The sequence below is a fragment of the Streptomyces sp. 6-11-2 genome, from assembly GCF_006540305.1.
In the GTDB taxonomy this organism is placed as follows: Bacteria; Actinomycetota; Actinomycetes; order Streptomycetales; family Streptomycetaceae; genus Streptomyces.
In genome coordinates, this window is the sequence record NZ_BJOR01000001.1 from 4512544 (window position 1) to 4527791 (window position 15248).

The following is a 15248-nucleotide window of genomic DNA, read 5'->3' on the forward strand; positions in this document are numbered from 1 at the left end:
GACCCTGTCTCGCCATCGTCATCGTGCGCCGCCAGGGACTCGAACCCCGGACCCGCTGATTAAGAGTCAGCTGCTCTAACCAACTGAGCTAGCGGCGCCTGCTGACGTCGTAGACCTTAGCATCCTGGCCGCTGGGAGGAAAAATCGATATCCGCACCGCCGCGCGGGCCGCCCGCACGGCCGCCCAGAGCATGATCTCCGGGCCCGGCAGCCAGGGGTGGCGGGTGTCCGGAGCGACGAGCCAGCGGGAGGCCGGCCGTGCGGGCGGGGTGTCGTCGGACAGGGCCGGAAGGGTCACCGCGTCGCCCTTGCCGTGGCACAGCAGGGGCGGGATGCCCTCCTTCCGGCCGGCCTCCCGGCCCCGGGACCCCCACTCCTCCCACTCCAGCAGCGAGGGCAGCCGGTGCGCGGTGCCCGGCGCGGCGAACAGCAGCATCCGTCCCCGGTGGACGGCCACCGGGCCCGACCCCGGACCTTCGTCCCACAGCCGGTCCAGCATCCGGCGGCCGAAGATCGCGGGCACGTTCACCATGTCGAAGACGGTGCCGCAGGGCAGTACGAGCGGTGCGTCCGGCCGCTCCCGCCAGAGGGCGAGCGTGCTGCGGGGGTACGCGCCCGCCGAGGCCAGCCAGGCGGCGCCGTCCGCGGTGACGCCCGAGGCGTCGGAGCGGCGGCCTGCCCACTGGTCGAGGTGGTCGACGAAGGGTTCGTTGCCTGTGCGGCTCATGGCGGATATATCTACCCGCTGTGAACGGGCGATTCCACAGGGTTGCGGGAAACCGGGACGCGGAAGGGCGGGTCGGGGTATCTTACGCGCTCGGCATATGCCAGAGCCGGGGGAAGCGCGAGGCGCGGGGGGTCAGACGGGGTCGGCCGGGTTGGCGTGCACGCCGTCCTCGGCTCCGCTCAGCAGGTCCCGCCCGAACTCCACCATCTTCTTGGCGTAGTCCTCGGTCCAGTCCGCCCGCTCGGCGATGGCCGCCGGGGTCAGCCGGTCGAAGCGCCGCGGATCGGAGAGCTGCGCCGCCGCGATCGCCTGGAACTCCACCGCCCGGTCGGCCGCCGCGCGGAACGCGAGCGTCAGCTCCGTCGCCCGCGCGAGCAGCGCCCGCGGATCGTCGATCGACTCCAGGTCGAAGAAGTGCTCGGGGTCGGCGGCCGCCTCGGCCGGCTCGAAGAGCAGGGGCGCGGGGCGTAGCCGCGGATCGTCACGACGCGGCGTTGGCTCCGCCATGTCTCGACCTCCTCGTACGGTTCGGATGACACCGCCCTGTGAAAGGGCCACCCTCCATTGTCTCCCGGGAACGCAAGGGGGCGGGGGCAGCCCGCCCCAACCCACCCGTCAACTCCTCTGCCCCGCCGGGCCACCGGCGACCGTGACCGGCGCTCCGGGCACGCCGGGCCACTCGGTGTTCTCGCAGGTGGGCGAGTACCGCGTGGTTGGCCTTCCAGCCGTCCGGGCTGTGTTCGTCTGCCGCCCTCGGCGGTGTGCCGGACTCCGTCCGGGGGGAGGCCGTGTGGTGGTCACGGTCGCCAGGCGACTCGGTGTTCTCGCAGGTGGGCGAGTACCGCGTGGTTCGCCTCCCACCCGTCCGGGAACTTCACCGTCACGCCCAGTTGGACCGGTTCCGTCGACGGGTGGTCGTCCAGGAGGTCGGTGACCCCCGCGCGGCAGACCACGACGCAGGCGTGCCGGTGGCGGGAGGCGAGGACGCACAGGCGGCCGGTCTCCAGGTGGAACGCGGTGGCGTCGGGGCGTCCGGAGAGCGGGTGCAGCACGACCGTGACGTCGAACTCACGGCCCTGGAGGCGGTTCGCCGTGTCCACGGTGACATCCGTCACGCCCAGTTCCGCCAGCGCCGCGCGCACGGCGGCCGCCTGGTCGCGGTGCGCCGTGCCGACGGCGATCCGGTCGGCGGTCAGCGGCGCCGGGTTCGGCGACCGCTCCGAGACGGCCGCCCCGCCCCGCTCCAGCAGCCGCCGTACGACCGCCGCCACCGCCCGCACCGCCTCCGGGTCGGTGCGTGGAGTGTGCCGCGCGGGCAGCTCCAGCAGGCCCCAGCCGGACTCGGCGGCCTCGTCGAGCACCCGGTCGGGACCCGAGCCGTTCGAGGGGACCGCGAACGTCAGCCGCCGGTCCCCGGCCGACGTGCCGCTGCGGAACGGCGTGTACGGGTAGAACGCGTCGGAGACCAGGGGCGCCGCCGACGCGGGAAGCCGCCAGGACACCGGCAACCGGTGCTGGGGCAGCTGCGGATTGTGGGCCAGCAGCGTCGTCACCGCGGACGCCGACGGGTCGTAGGACAGGCCCGCCCACTGCTCGCTGCCGACGATCGCGAACGGGTCCAGCTGACCCGGATCACCCACGAACAACGCCCGCTCGAACAGCCCGGCGACCGCGAGCAGGGCGTCCGAGCGCATCTGGTACGCCTCGTCGACGATCGCGTGCCGCCACGGCTCGTCGACCTTCACATGCGCCCACTTCGCGGCGGTCGACAGGACCACGTCGAGTCCGGCGAGGTCGGCCGCCTTCGCCGACTTCCGTACGTTCGGCAGGCCGTCGAGCGCCTTGTCGTACGGGTCGGCGTCACTGCTGTGCAGCCGGCCCACGGGCAGTTCGGGATTCTTCTCCGCCAGCCGCAGCACCAGGTCGTCGACCTGGGCGTTGGTCTGCGCGACCACCATCAGCGGCCGTCCGGCGGCAGCCAGCTCCAGCGCCGCGCGCACGACCAGCGTCGACTTCCCCGCGCCGGGCGGGGAGTCGACGACGACCCCGCGGTCCGAGCCGTGCAGGGTGTCGCGGAGGATCGCGTCGGTCGCGCGGGCGGCCGCCGCCCCGGGGTCGAAGGGCGCCCGGAGGCCGCCGGGGCCGATCGCGGGGTCCTGGGCGGGGGCGGTCACAGATGATCCTCCTCGGTCACCGGGTCCGGGGCCTCCGGCGTGCTCTCCTCGCCCGGCGGGCCGCCGTGCGTCCATGGGGTCTGCTCCGGGTCGGGCAGCTTCGCGCCGCCGCGCTGCTCGTGCTCGAAGAGCGTGAAGCACACGCGGTCGCCCTTCTCCGGCACGGAACCGGGCGCGGGTTGCTTGCCGCGGCCCATCCTGTCCAGGATCCGCAGGACGACGAGCGTCCCCTCGGCGGTGTCCTCCTCGCAGGCGACGAACTCGGCCGACTGCGGCTTGCCGTCCAGCGAGCGGTACGCCCTGGCCCGCTCGCCCAGGTGCGGCCGGTCGTCGGTGCGCACGGTGACCAGCGGCCGCGGACTGGGCCGCTTTCCCTCGCTGCAGGCCGGGACGACGTCCGTGACCTCGCCCGCGAACGCCTCTCCGGCCAGCCGCCGCCCCGCCATGACCAGTGGGTCGTCCAGCGCCTCCTGTGCCTCCAGACGGGCCTGCTCCCGTTCGCGCGTGGCCAGCTTGTTCGCCGCGGTGACCGCGTCGTCGCGGCGCGGCTGCGGCGGCTCGCCGGCCCGCACCCGGTCGCGGTGGCCGGTGAACGACCAGCGGTCGCGCGTCCAGCGCTCCTCGACGTGCCCGCCCTCGGGCAGCGCCCGCAGCAGGTCCAGGCCGCGCCAGACGTTGTCCCAGGTGGGGACGGCGCACTTCTCGACCAGGTCGCGGATCCCCTGCTCGGCCGCGGTGACGGCGCTCAGCCGCTCGTCGGCCTCCAGGCCGTCCTCGGCGGCGGCGAGGGCGGTACGCGCGCGGTCGTAGCGCTCGATCGCGGGCGCCAGCAGCCTGTTGTCGAAGGCCGGGTCGGTGGCGGGGCCCGCGGGCGGGCACTCCAACTGGCCGTCGGCGGTGCGCGCCAGCTCGGCCCGCAGCGCGGCTCCGGCGCCCGACGCGCCGTCCGGCGGGTCGATCCACGCCAGCAGCGCCCCCAGGTGCTGGTCCTCCAGGCTGGACTGGCCGGTCGTCCAGTGCTGGGCCAGCAGGTCGGTCATCGCCGGCAGCAGCGAGGAACCGGGCACCCGGGCCCGCTCCCCGAAGTGGGTCAGCCACCGACCGAGCAACGGCACGCGCGGCGGCGCCGGATGCGGCGTCTCCGGGTCCTGCTCGGCGGTGCGGCGGAAACGCATGGAGCGTCCGAGCAGCCGTACGAAGTCGATGCCCGCGCGGCTCGGCACGATCAGCTGGGGCGCGTCCGCGCACAGCTCCACCTCGACCTTGACCCGCTTGCCGCTGTTCGGATCGGTCTCGCTGCGCTCGGCGGCCTCGACGGCGTCGGCACAGGAGTCGATGTACGGCAGGACCACGTCGGCCAGTTCGGCGAGGAACGCGAACCGCAGGTCGCGGTCGCGCGGCTGCGGGACGGCCAGCAGCCGCGGCGCGTCACGGTCCGTGCCGACCAGTGCCCCGAGCGGGGCGCCCGCCTCACCGGCGGTGGTGAGCGGCACGAACACCAGCGGCCGCTCGGACAGATGCCGGTGCCGGACGGTCGCGGCGGGCTGGGCCCGACCGGTCCGCACCGCCTCCAGACGGCCCAGGGTGGCGATCAGCGACACGCCGCCTCCCGCCCGGCCTGCTCCAGGGCCTCGGCCCGCAGCGCGGCGGCCCGGCGCAGCGCGGCCACAGCCGGGTCGTCCGGATCGCCCGCCTCGCCGTGGGCGGCCGCCAGCACGTCCTCGACCGTCGACAGTCCGCCCAGGTCGGCGCGGGCCGAGCGGCCCAGCGCGGTCACCGCGCCCTGCGCGCGGGACCGGGCGCGGCAGTGGAAGGCCAGCTCGCACGTGGCCAGGCACTCGGGCGCGTACGTCGCCGGGACCGCCTCCACCGCGGCCGTCAGCTCCTCCGAGGGCAGCTCGGGGGAGAAGCACACGCCCTCGGGCAGGGCGTCGGCGATGTCCTCGACACGGGTCAGCCGGGTCAGCTGGCGGGCGGTCACCGCGCGCTGCTTGCGGACGTCGACGGCGGACGCGGTGGGCAGGTTGGAGAAGTCCTTGGGGCACACCAGGAGCACCCGGTGCCGTACGCGCGGGACGGGGTCGAGGCGCGCGGCGACGTCCTCCAGCGCCAGCACGTAGACCGCCGACTGCCGGGCGGCCGCGCCCACCTTCGCCGGGTCGGCGGAGCCGTCCAGCATCGGGAAGGACTTGATCTCCACCACCGTCCAGCTGCCGTCCGGGTGCACCACCACCGCGTCCGGCTCCAGGTAGGCGGGTGAGCCCGCCACCTCCAGGGCGAGCATCGGATGGTCGAGCAGTGTCCAGGCGCCCGCCCGCGTGGCCTCGCGCAGCGCCAGCGCCGTACGCGCCGTACGCCCCTCGGGGCCGACGGCGCTCAGGTCGGGCACCCGGCTCTCCCTCGGCGGTTCCGCGCCCGGGTCCAGCCTGGTGTGCGCCAGCCTCAGCAGCTCGGCGCCGCCGTCCGCCTTGACCCGTGCCTCGAACGCGTTGCCCCGCATGAAGGCGAACTGCGACTGCCCGAACACGGCGGGCGCGCCCAGCGCTTCCGCGAGCGCCGCCTTGTCCACGCCCGCGCCGTCCAGGATCGCGCGACGGCCGCAGCCGGGGTTCGCGGCCAGCGCGGCCAGGGCCCGGGCGTCGAGGGCGCGGGCCGGTACGCCGGGCCCGCGCAGCTCAGCGAGCCTTCCCCAGGCTCTCGACTTCGCTCGGGCGGGGGAGACCCCAGGCTGGAGCGCCGTCTCCCGCGTCCTCGGGGACGGCACCCGGTTCGGCTCCGGGCCCGAACCGTGTTTCGCGCTGCCGTGGAATTCGCTCACCCGCCGAAGTCTGGCATCCGCCACTGACAATCGGGGAGCCCGCGGCACCGGAGTCCCCTGTGACGGCCGTGGCGGGGGGCGTCAGCAGTGCCTTGGCGCGGTCCGCGCCCCGCATCACGAACGGCGCGAGCAGCATGCCGACGCCCATCACGGCCACGCCCGCGACCGCGTCCAGGAGGTAGTGGTTGGCGGTGCCCATCACGACCAGCGCGGTCAGCAGCGGATAGGCGACGCCCGCGACCTTCGCCGTGCGCGTGCCGCCGTGGCGCCACAGCATCACTCCGCACCACAGGGCCCAGCCCACGTGCAGGCTCGGCATGGCCGCGTACTGGTTGGTCATACCGCCCAGGCCGCGCGGCGCGCTGGCCTCGCCGCCCCACCAGCCGTACGAGCTGTACTGGGCCATCGTGTCCACGAACCCGTGGTCCGGGGAGAGCAGGCGGGGCGGGCAGGTGGGCAGCAGGGTGAAACCGATCAGTCCTATGAACGTGGACGTCATCAGCCAGGTGCGGGCCGCCCGGTAGTGCGTGGTGCGCGCCCTGAACAGCCACACCAGGATCACGGGGGTCACCAGGTAGTGCAGCGACGCGTACCAGAAGTCGGCGGGGACGCCCAGCCACGGCTCACGGGTGAACAGGCGGTTGAGGGGGTGCTCCGCATTGAGGTGCAGCAGCTTCTCGACGCGCAGGATCGCCAGGCCGTGGTCGACGGCCGTGGAGACGTCGCCGCGGGCCAGCAGCCGGCCCGCCGAGTAGCAGCCGTACACCAGCAGGATCAGCGGCAGTTCGGTCCACCAGCGCAGCCGGGTGCGCTGGGCCGTCTCGGTGCGCCGTGCCGGTGCCTCGGTCTGCGGCATCCGATGCCCTCCCCCTTCGTCGCTGCGCTGCCCGGCGGTGCCCGGACGGTCGTGCCACTTTACGGTGCCCGACCCGACCACCTCGGGGTGCCCCCGGCCCTGATAGACGCACAGACCGCCCCCCGGGTTGCACCCGGACGGCGTGCGCGATGATGGAGGGATTCCGTCCGAAGATCTGAGTTTTTTCCGGAAGGTTCTCCATGGCACCGCGCATCCTGTTGGCCCGGCACGGACAGACCGAGTGGTCGCTGTCCGGCAGGCACACCGGCAGGACCGACGTTCCCCTCCTGGAGGAGGGCCGGCGCGGCGCCAAGCTGCTCGGGGAACGGCTCCAGCGGGCGCCGTTCGACGGCCTGCCCGGGGTCGAGGTCCGCACCAGCCCGCTGGCACGCGCGCGTGAGACGTGCGAGCTCGCCGGGTTCGGCGACCGCGCGATGTGCTGGGACACGCTGATGGAGTGGGACTACGGCGCGTACGAGGGCCTGACGCCGCAGGAGATCCAGGCCGAGCGGCCCGGCTGGCTGATCTGGCGCGACGGCGTCCCGCGCGGGGAGACGCTCGCCGAGGTGACCTCCCGTGCCGACGAGGTGGTGGCCTGGGCGCGCGGCGAGGACCGTGACGTGCTGGTCTTCGCACACGGGCACATCCTGCGCTCGATCGGCGCGCGGTGGCTCGGCCTGCCACTCGACTTCGCGGCACGCATCCGCCTCAACCCCACGTCGCTCTCGGTACTGGGCTGGGCCTACGGAGAGCCGGCCATCGAAAACTGGAACGACGTGGGCCACCTCTCGTGACCGTCGGCCCCGCTGCCGCTGCCGCTGGTGAGGCAGGGGGGCCGGGGGTCCCGCCCGAAGAGCCGTGGGAGGGACCACGCGGCCCGGGTGGTCCCACTCGCCTCCGCGACGCGACGCCGGTCGCTCGGCTTGCCCGCGCGCGGGGTCTTGGCCGCGAAGGGCCGGGGGAGGCACGCCACGGTGCGACTGGGCCCATGCGGCCCCACGGGCGCGGCCTCGGGCGTCTGACTGACCCGTGCGCGGAGCTCTCACCCGAAGACCGTGGGAGGCAGCGCGCGACGTGACAGGGCGCGCCCGGCCGGCCCGTTGCCGCGTCACACCGGTCGAGGGGCGCTCGCGTGCCTCTCCAGGAAATCGGACACCCCGCTCGCCCGGCGGTGCGGCAGCAGGACCCGTGCCGTTCCCGCCAGCATCGTCTGGATGCGGGACGACTGGACCTGGTCCAGCAGGTCCAGGACCCGCATTCCGGCGGCGGCCGCCTCGTCCGGCCGCCCCCCGCGCGCGAGGTTGTCGGACAGTTCGGCCGTGTAGAGCGCGATGTTCCGCATGAAGTGGGGATCCTGGAGCCGCGCGGCACGCCGTGCGTGCCGGGCCGCCCGCGGCCAGTCGCCCAGCGTGGACCAGCACTGCGCCTCGAGCCCCGCCAGCTCGGCCTCGCCGTAGAAGCTCATCCACTCGGGGTCGGCGTCCGAGGCGCCCCGCTCGTACAGGGCCTGCGCCCGGGCGAGCGCCCGCTCGCAGCCGGTGCGGTCGGCGAGCCCGGCCCAGCCGCCCGCCTCGCGCAGTGCGAGCAGCGACATCAGCCGCGCCGAGCCCAGCCCGCGTCCGACGCGCTGCGCGGCCTGCGCGGCCCGCACCGCCTCGCGGGGCCGTCCCGCGTCCCGCGCGAGGAACGCCGTGTTGCAGAAGGCGTGTGCCTCCAGGGCCGGGTCCCCGGTCATGCGCGCGGTGGCCAGTGCCTCGGCGTAGTGCGAGCGCGCGTCGTCGAAACGCCCGGAGTCGTGGGCCAGCCAGCCCACCGAGATGGCCAGTTCACCGGCGCCCGAGTGCAGCCGGTCGGCGGTGGTCTGCCGGGTCGCGCCGACGTCGAGCAGCGCGTAGGCGGCGCGCAGCGGAGCGGCCGCGCGGCGGTAGAGACCGTCCGCTCCGTGCCGGTCGTCGAGCAACCGGATCCGGCGGACGGCCTCTTCGACGGCCCCGGCGTCGCTCGCGCCGGCCCGGTGCGCGGGGCGATCCGCGGCCGAGGCGTCGAAGGCGGGTCCCAAGGGGCCCAGCGAGGCGGCGGCCACCGTGGCGCCCCCGCGGGTCATGAATGCGCGACGCAGCACGTCGCTCTCCTCGTGGTTCTCGTGGTCTTCGTGCGGGTGGTACGGGTCGTGCAGCTCGTGCGGATCCGGCGAATCGGTGGAGTGGTCCGGGTCGTACGCCTCCCGTTCCTCGTGCGGCGCGCGGGAGGCGCGCCCCCGAACGGCCGACCGGGGTGCGAACCCCAGGTCGGTCAGCGTGCGGCCGGGGAACATGTGCAAGAACACTCGTTCATAGGCGTAGTTGGGGCATCGGATCTCACCCGCCTCCACCCGGCCGATGTAGCGCGCGTCACAGCTGACCCGCTCACCGATCTCGTGGGCGGCCCTCCGTACCGCCGCGGCGAACTCGGCCGGCGAGCGCTGTCCGCGCAGCTGCCGGAAGGCGAGATTCGGTCGTGGCGGGCGGGGGGACTGAGACGAGGTCACCGTCGACGACGTCATGGCCGGGCCCTCTCGTGCGAACCGTCGAACCATGCCGGACACAGGGGGAAGTTGCCCGAGTCGTCCGGTCGGCGGGTCACCCGTCGCCCGAGTCGTCCCGGTCGCATGGATGACGCCCTGTTTCCGGCGAGCAAGAAAGTACCTGCTGTGTCCGTCCGGACACGCTGTGTTTGGCTACAAACCGGATATCTCATCCGTGATCTGCCATGAAGTGCCACCCTTCACGGCGGACTTCGCCCGTAGCCGTTGACGCCCTGCCGCGTTGAACCCCGTGGACCGGGAGCCGCCAGGCTCCCGACCCGCTCGTTCACGAGGAGGGATTTTCGTGATGGAGGCCGGGATGGAAACCCCGCGGAGTGTCGATTCCTGTACGCAGGCCACGTGCGACGTGGTCACGGTGCCGGCCCGGCAGGGGCTGGAGGCGGTGGACATCCTGCGCCGCGGGCCGGGGGACGCGGTGGGGCCCGTACTGCACGACGACGGGGGCGGCACGCTCGGCTTCGTGGTGCCGGCGGGCACGGCCGCGGCCTGGGACGTGCCCGGGAGCACCTGCACCGGGACCGACGGACGGGGCCTGCGGCTGGCCCCGGAGCCGCCGGTGGAGGGCTCGGACTGGCTGGTCCCGCCCGACGAGGCCGACCTCGCGACGGACCCCGCGGTGCTGCGGCGGGCCCTGGGGGAGGCGGCCCGGATGATCGAGGCCGCGGACAGCTGCTGCTGATCCCGGCGCTCCGCCCGCCGGAACGCTCGCCCACGGCTCCCGTCACCTGTGGGTGGCACATCGCACCGCTTGCGACAATGGGCGGATGGGAAGGTCCAGGAGCGCCCGTCGCGGGCGAGGAGCCGTCGAAGCCGTCACCGAACAGGTCGACGGCGGGCTCGCGCAGCTCATACCCGACCGGGAGCGGGCACGGGGCTGGACCCTGCTGATCGACGGCGCCCCGCAGTCCTACGTCGACCTCGACGACCCGGCGTACCTCTCCTTCGAGTACCAGCGGCGGCTCGGGCACGTGATCGACCTCGCCGCGCCCGCCGGCCGGCCCGTCCACGCCGTGCACCTCGGCGGCGGGGCGTTCACCCTCGCCCGGTACGTCGCCGCCACCCGGCCCCGCTCCACCCAGCAGGTGGTCGAACGCGACGCGGCCCTCGTCCAACTGGTGCGCCGCGAGCTGCCGTTGGATTCCGGAGCCCGTCTTCGGGTGCGGTCGGTGGACGCCCGCGAGGGCCTCGCCAAAGTGCCGGACGGCTGGGCCGACCTGGTCATCGCGGACGTGTTCAGCGGCGCCCGCACACCCGCCCACCTCACCTCGACGGAGTTCCTCGACGGGGTGCGCAGGGCACTGAGGCCGGGCGGTGTCTACGCCGCGAACCTCGCCGACGGCCCGCCGCTGACCCATCTGCGCGGTCAGATCGCCACCGCCGCCGCCCGGTTCACCGAACTCGCGCTGGTCGCCGATCCGACCGTGCTGCGCGGCCGGCGTTTCGGCAACGCCGTGCTGGTGGCCTCCGACCTGCCGCTGCCGGTCGCCGAACTGACCCGCAGGGCCGCCACCGACCCGCACCCGGGCCGCGTCGAACACGGCCGCGCCCTCACCGACTTCACCGGCGGGGCGGTACCGGTCACCGACGCCGCGGCGGTCGCCTCACCGGCCCCGCCGCCGTCCGCCTTCCGTTGAACCGGCCGGATCGGCGGAACTGGGCGTACCAGGCGTACCAGGCGTACCAGGCGTACCAGGCGTACCAGGCGTACCAGGCGTACCGGCCTACCGTGCGGGCCGAACCAGGCGTACCGGCCTACCGTGCCGGCCGAACTGGGCGTGCTCCTCTAGTAGTCGCCGATCTCCACGTGCGGCGGCCCGTCGTGCCAGGCGCAGATGACCGACACCCGGTCGGCGTCCGAGGTGAACTCCACGCGGATCCACGTCTCCGTCTTCCACACCTGCATCGACCAGCCCGTGCCCGGAGTCGCCGAGACCAGGTTCGCCGAGAACTGGCCGAGGTCGAAGACCACCCGGCCGCCCTCGGTGCCGTAGCTCTTCACCTGGCCGGAGGTGGTGGGGGAGGGGGCGGGTGCGCTCGCGGGGCGCGTCGGCCGGGAAGGGCTCGGAGTCACCGTCCGCTCGCCGGCCGGCTTGCTCGGACTGGCCGAGGGACTCCTGGACGCGGTCGGCCGAGGGGTGGGCGAGGCGGCCGGTGCCGACTCCTGCCTGGTCGCCTCCACCGCCGTGATGGGCAGGGCGCGCGGCGGATCGTAGGCCGTGCCCGCCATCACCGTGTGGACGCCCCACCATGACAGGGTGGCCGCCGCGCCCGTGGCGAGCGACCAGGCCAGCAGGTGTACGAGTCCTCTGAACATCGTCGCCATCCTGCCTCACCCGTCCCCATGGTGTCGCGGGAACGCGATCGAGGTGAGGTTGTCCACAAGCGGCTTGGGCCTTCCCGGAGTTGTCCACAGGCCCCCGCCGGGAACGCCCCCATGGCGTACGGTGCGGCGCATGGCAAGTGTTCTCGTGGTCGAGGACGACCCGTTCGTACGCTCGGCGCTCATCCGGCACCTGACCGACGCCTCGCACACCGTGCGCAGCGTCGGTACGGCGCTGGAGGCGCTGCGCGAGGTCGCCCACCTCCGCTTCGACGTGGTCGTGCTGGACCTCGGACTGCCCGATCTGGACGGCTCGGAGGCGCTGAAGATGCTGCGCGGCATCACCGACGTGCCCGTCATCATCGCCACCGCCCGGGACGACGAGGCGGAGATCGTCCGGCTGCTCAACGCCGGGGCGGACGACTACCTGACCAAGCCGTTCTCCGTCGAGCACCTGTCCGCGCGCATGGCCGCCGTACTGCGCCGGGCCCGCTCCGCCGCCGGGGAGCACCCGCCGTCCCCCGTGCTCCGGGTCGGCGGCCTGACCGTCGACCCGCTGCGCCGCCAGGCCGAGCTGGACGGGGTGCGGCTGGACCTGACCCGCCGTGAGTTCGACCTGCTCGCCTTCCTCGCCGGGCGGCCGGGAGTGGTCGTGGCGCGCAAGGAGCTGCTGGCCGAGGTGTGGCGGCAGTCCTACGGCGACGACCAGACGATAGACGTCCATCTGTCCTGGCTGCGGCGGAAGTTGGGCGAGACGGCCGCCCGGCCCCGCTATCTGCGCACCCTGCGGGGCGTGGGCGTGAAGCTGGAGCCGCCCGGAGCGGAGCAGCCGCGATGAGATGGGCACTGGTCAAGGTCTGCCTCGCGGTCACCACGATGGTCGTGATCGCCTTCGCCGTCCCGCTCGCCCTGGTCATCGAGGAGATGGCCCGGGACCGCGCCTTCTCCAACGCCGAGCGCCAGGCCGCCGCGGTCGCCCCCGCCCTGTCCATCACCACCGAGCGCGAGCAGTTGGAGCGGGTCGTCGCCTCGGCCGGCTCCAACGCCCGCATGGCCGTGCACGTACCGGCCGTCGACGGCGCGGCGGCCGTCGAGATCGGCCGCGCCCGGGCCACCGGCGAGGACATCGCGACGGTGCGGGCAATGGGCCGCGCCTCCACCGCCGAGGTGCCCGGCGGGTCCACGCTGCTCCAGCCGGTCGCGCTGAGCTCCGGCGCCATCGCCGTCGTCGAGGTCTACGTCCCCGAGTCCGAGGTCCGCAACGGCGTGGGCACGGCCTGGGCGGTGCTCGCCGGTGTGGGCGCCGCGCTCGTCGTCGGCTCGGTCGCCGTCGCCGACCGGCTCGGCGTACGGATGGTGCGGCCCGCGCAGCGGCTGGTCGAGGGCGCGTACGAACTGGGCGAGGGCAGGCTCGGCGCCCGGGTGCCCGAGGAGGGACCGAACGAACTGCGGCTCGCGGCGGTCGCGTTCAACTCCATGGCCGACCAGGTCGTCCAACTGCTGGCGAACGAACGCGAACTGGCGGCCGACCTGTCCCACCGGCTGCGTACACCGCTGACCGTGCTGCGGCTGAACGCGGCCTCGCTCGGGGCCGGACCCGCCGCCGAGCAGACCCGGACGGCGGTCGCCCAGCTGGAGCGCGAGGTCGACACGATCATCCGCACCGCCCGCGAGGCCAAGCCGCAGACGGCGGCCGCCGGTCCGGGCGCCGGATGCGACGCGGCCGAAGTGGTCCGGGAGCGGATGGAGTTCTGGTCGGCGCTCGCCGAGGACGAGGGCCGCAAGTGGCGGGTGGCCGGGGCCGAGCGGCCGGTGCGCATACCCGTGGCCCGCGCCGACCTCGCGGCCGCGCTGGACGCGCTGCTCGGCAACGTCTTCCGGCACACCGCCGAGGGCACGGCGTTCGCGGTCGACGTGCACAACGGCGACGACGCGGTGATCGTGCTCGTCTCCGACGCCGGGCCCGGCATACCCGACCCGGAGGCGGCGATGCTGCGCGGGCGTGGATCGGGGAACGACGGCTCCACGGGGCTCGGCCTGGACATCGTGCGCCGGCTCGCGGAGTCCACCGGCGGGGACGTCCGTATCGGCTCCTCCGTGCTCGGTGGCACGGAGGTGCGGATCTGGATCCAGCTCGACCCGCGCTCCCCGGTGCGCTCGGGCCACCGGGGAGCGGTGCGCCGCCGCCGGCCGGGGAGATCCGCCGCGCGCCCCGCCCGTCCCCGGTCCCTTCCCTGAACACCCGCGTCGTGGGCGGCAAAGCGCCCCGGCCGGTTCACCCCCGATCCGGCCGGGGCGCGCTGGGAGCCGGACGGGCCGTCAGGCGGCGTCCGGCGGCGGCAGCTCCCCGGTGCGGGCCGCCCTGCCGTACCAGTGGGCGCTGGACTTCGGGATCCGGGCGAGGGTGCTGTAGTCGACGTAGACCGCACCGAACCGCTTGCCGTACCCGTAGGCCCACTCGAAGTTGTCCATCAGGGACCACAGGTAGTACCCGCGGACGTCGGCGCCGTCCGTGATGGCCCGGCGCACCGCCGCCAGGTGGGAGTGCAGGTAGGCGATGCGCTCCGGGTCGTGCACGCGGCCGTCGGCGTCCACCTTGTCGTCGTAGGCGGCGCCGTTCTCGGTGACGTACAGCGCCACTCCCGGCGCCTCCTGGGAGTAGCGCATGATCAGCTCGTGCAGGCCGCTCGGGTCGATCGTCCAGCCCATCTCGGTGCGGTCGCCCGGCGTCTGGTGGAACGCCACGTCATCCGCGCCGGGCCACGGCGAGTGCGCGCTCGCCCCGTGACCGTCGGCCCGCGGGCCCTCCAGCGTCGTGTCCGCCGCCGACACCAGGGCCGGCGTGTAGTAGTTGAGGCCGAGCGCGTCCAGCGGCTGGTGGGCGGTCTGCAGATCGCCGTCCAGGACGTAGGACCAGTCCGTGATCGACGAGGTGGCCTCCAGCAGCGTGGCCGGGTACGCCCCGTGCAGCATCGGGCCGTGGAAGACCCCGTTGGCCAGGTCGTCGATCTTCCGGGCCGCCGCCAGGTCCGCCGGGTCCTGCGAGACGGTGCGGACCACCGAGGAGTTGAGGCTGACCGCGACCGAGTTGCGGGCCGGCATCACCGACCGCAGCGCCTGCGCGCCCAGGCCGTGCGCCAGGTTCAGGTGGTGGGCCGCGCGCAGTGTGGCCGCGGGCTCGGTGCGGCCCGGCGCGTGCACCCCGGAGCCGTAGCCCAGGAAGGCGGTGCACCACGGCTCGTTGAGGGTGATCCACTGCTCCACCCGGTCGCCGAGCGCCTCCCCGACGATCTGCGCGTACTCCGCGAAGCGCAGCGCGGTCTCGCGCTCCGGCCAGCCGCCGGCGTCCTCCAGTTCCTGCGGCAGGTCCCAGTGGTAGAGGGTGACCGCCGGCTTGATCCCGCGTTCCAGCAGTTCGTCCACGAGACGGCGGTAGAAGTCCAGGCCCACCTGGACGGCGGGGCCCCGGCCGGTCGGTTGCACGCGCGGCCAGGAGACTGAGAAGCGGTAGGCGTTCAGGCCCAGGTCCGCCATCAGGGCCACGTCATCGCGGTAGCGGTGGTAGTGGTCGACAGCGATGTCACCGGTTTCGTCACCGGCGGTCTTGCCTGGGGTATGGCTGAAGGTGTCCCAGATGGAGGGCGTACGGCCGTCCTCCCGCACCGCCCCCTCGATCTGGTACGCGGAGGTCGCGGCGCCCCAGAGGAAGGCGGGCGGAAAGGTCACCGGGGTCACCGGCTGTGCGGACTCAGGCATGGAAGCGCTCCCA

14 protein-coding genes and 1 tRNA gene are annotated in these 15248 nt (G+C 74.2%); 5 read left to right on the forward strand and 10 right to left on the reverse strand.

Annotated features, from left to right (window positions below):
- Positions 1–24 precede the first annotated feature (24 nt).
- The 7 genes from TNCT6_RS19830 to TNCT6_RS19860 form a co-directional block, all read right to left on the reverse strand.
- Positions 25–98 (reverse strand) — tRNA-Lys (locus tag TNCT6_RS19830).
- Complete coding sequence (locus TNCT6_RS19835) at positions 89–727, reverse strand: bifunctional DNA primase/polymerase (protein WP_141360634.1); 639 nt, start codon at positions 725–727, stop codon at positions 89–91. The genes TNCT6_RS19830 and TNCT6_RS19835 overlap by 10 nt, the downstream gene beginning before the upstream one ends.
- Positions 728–859: 132 nt before the next feature.
- Entirely contained in the window at positions 860–1234 is a 375-nt protein-coding gene (locus TNCT6_RS19840) for a hypothetical protein (RefSeq protein WP_141360635.1), read from the reverse strand.
- Positions 1235–1524: 290 nt separating this feature from the next.
- Positions 1525–2901, reverse strand: a complete 1377-nt coding sequence (locus TNCT6_RS19845; protein WP_373996189.1) for an AAA domain-containing protein — start codon at positions 2899–2901, stop codon at positions 1525–1527.
- Positions 2898–4502: a hypothetical protein gene (locus tag TNCT6_RS19850; protein ID WP_141360636.1), complete on the reverse strand. Its 1605-nt coding sequence runs from the start codon at positions 4500–4502 to the stop codon at positions 2898–2900. Before TNCT6_RS19850 ends, TNCT6_RS19845 begins: the two co-directional genes overlap by 4 nt.
- On the reverse strand, positions 4493–5665 hold the full coding sequence (locus TNCT6_RS19855; RefSeq protein ID WP_373996190.1) for a hypothetical protein: 1173 nt from the start codon (positions 5663–5665) through the stop codon (positions 4493–4495). The genes TNCT6_RS19850 and TNCT6_RS19855 overlap by 10 nt, the downstream gene beginning before the upstream one ends.
- Positions 5577–6575: a phosphatase PAP2 family protein gene (locus TNCT6_RS19860; protein ID WP_141360637.1), complete on the reverse strand. Its 999-nt coding sequence runs from the start codon at positions 6573–6575 to the stop codon at positions 5577–5579. The genes TNCT6_RS19855 and TNCT6_RS19860 overlap by 89 nt, the downstream gene beginning before the upstream one ends.
- 200 nt (positions 6576–6775) lie before the next feature.
- Here TNCT6_RS19860 and TNCT6_RS19865 point away from each other — a divergent pair, with 200 nt between their 5' ends.
- Positions 6776–7369, forward strand: a complete 594-nt coding sequence (locus TNCT6_RS19865; protein ID WP_141360638.1) for a histidine phosphatase family protein — start codon at positions 6776–6778, stop codon at positions 7367–7369.
- 314 nt (positions 7370–7683) lie between these two features.
- On the opposite strand, the gene TNCT6_RS19870 is transcribed toward TNCT6_RS19865, so the two are convergent.
- Positions 7684–9117 carry a hypothetical protein gene (locus TNCT6_RS19870; protein WP_141360639.1) on the reverse strand — a complete coding sequence of 478 codons (1434 nt, stop codon included), beginning with the start codon at positions 9115–9117 and terminating at the stop codon, positions 7684–7686.
- A 340-nt stretch (positions 9118–9457) separates the two neighbouring features.
- On the opposite strand from TNCT6_RS19870, the gene TNCT6_RS19875 reads away from it, so the two are divergent.
- Both TNCT6_RS19875 and TNCT6_RS19880 read left to right on the forward strand, forming a co-directional pair.
- Positions 9458–9838 carry a hypothetical protein gene (locus tag TNCT6_RS19875; protein WP_172632958.1) on the forward strand — a complete coding sequence of 127 codons (381 nt, stop codon included), beginning with the start codon at positions 9458–9460 and terminating at the stop codon, positions 9836–9838.
- Between the two features lie 85 nt (positions 9839–9923).
- A complete protein-coding gene (locus TNCT6_RS19880; RefSeq protein WP_141360640.1) occupies positions 9924–10793 on the forward strand; it encodes a spermidine synthase in 870 nt (289 codons plus the stop codon).
- Positions 10794–10942: 149 nt separating this feature from the next.
- Here the strand turns inward: TNCT6_RS19880 and TNCT6_RS19890 are convergent, their stop codons facing one another.
- Complete coding sequence (locus TNCT6_RS19890) at positions 10943–11473, reverse strand: hypothetical protein (protein ID WP_141360641.1); 531 nt, start codon at positions 11471–11473, stop codon at positions 10943–10945.
- A gap of 139 nt (positions 11474–11612) precedes the next feature.
- Here TNCT6_RS19890 and TNCT6_RS19895 point away from each other — a divergent pair, with 139 nt between their 5' ends.
- Together TNCT6_RS19895 and TNCT6_RS19900 are read left to right on the forward strand one after the other, a co-directional pair.
- Positions 11613–12317 carry a response regulator transcription factor gene (locus tag TNCT6_RS19895; RefSeq protein ID WP_141360642.1) on the forward strand — a complete coding sequence of 235 codons (705 nt, stop codon included), beginning with the start codon at positions 11613–11615 and terminating at the stop codon, positions 12315–12317.
- The gene (locus TNCT6_RS19900; protein ID WP_141360643.1) at positions 12314–13717 is read left to right on the forward strand and encodes a HAMP domain-containing sensor histidine kinase; all 1404 of its coding nucleotides are present in this window, start codon (positions 12314–12316) and stop codon (positions 13715–13717) included. Before TNCT6_RS19895 ends, TNCT6_RS19900 begins: the two co-directional genes overlap by 4 nt.
- Before the next feature lie 81 nt (positions 13718–13798).
- On the opposite strand, the gene TNCT6_RS19905 is transcribed toward TNCT6_RS19900, so the two are convergent.
- Entirely contained in the window at positions 13799–15235 is a 1437-nt protein-coding gene (locus TNCT6_RS19905; RefSeq protein WP_141360644.1) for a GH1 family beta-glucosidase, read from the reverse strand.
- Positions 15236–15248: the final 13 nt, after the last annotated feature.

What these genes read in the sequence shown, in the direction of transcription:
- TNCT6_RS19835 (WP_141360634.1), bottom strand. Translation starts at nt 727, where the DNA reads ATGAGCCGCACAGGCAACGAACCCTTCGTCGACCACCTCGACCAGTGG.
- TNCT6_RS19840 (WP_141360635.1), bottom strand. Translation starts at nt 1,234, where the DNA reads ATGGCGGAGCCAACGCCGCGTCGTGACGATCCGCGGCTACGCCCCGCG.
- TNCT6_RS19860 (WP_141360637.1), bottom strand. Translation starts at nt 6,575, where the DNA reads ATGCCGCAGACCGAGGCACCGGCACGGCGCACCGAGACGGCCCAGCGC.
- TNCT6_RS19865 (WP_141360638.1), top strand. Translation starts at nt 6,776, where the DNA reads ATGGCACCGCGCATCCTGTTGGCCCGGCACGGACAGACCGAGTGGTCG.
- TNCT6_RS19870 (WP_141360639.1), bottom strand. Translation starts at nt 9,117, where the DNA reads ATGACGTCGTCGACGGTGACCTCGTCTCAGTCCCCCCGCCCGCCACGA.
- TNCT6_RS19875 (WP_172632958.1), top strand. Translation starts at nt 9,458, where the DNA reads ATGGAAACCCCGCGGAGTGTCGATTCCTGTACGCAGGCCACGTGCGAC.
- TNCT6_RS19880 (WP_141360640.1), top strand. Translation starts at nt 9,924, where the DNA reads ATGGGAAGGTCCAGGAGCGCCCGTCGCGGGCGAGGAGCCGTCGAAGCC.
- TNCT6_RS19890 (WP_141360641.1), bottom strand. Translation starts at nt 11,473, where the DNA reads ATGTTCAGAGGACTCGTACACCTGCTGGCCTGGTCGCTCGCCACGGGC.
- TNCT6_RS19895 (WP_141360642.1), top strand. Translation starts at nt 11,613, where the DNA reads ATGGCAAGTGTTCTCGTGGTCGAGGACGACCCGTTCGTACGCTCGGCG.
- TNCT6_RS19900 (WP_141360643.1), top strand. Translation starts at nt 12,314, where the DNA reads ATGAGATGGGCACTGGTCAAGGTCTGCCTCGCGGTCACCACGATGGTC.
- TNCT6_RS19905 (WP_141360644.1), bottom strand. Translation starts at nt 15,235, where the DNA reads ATGCCTGAGTCCGCACAGCCGGTGACCCCGGTGACCTTTCCGCCCGCC.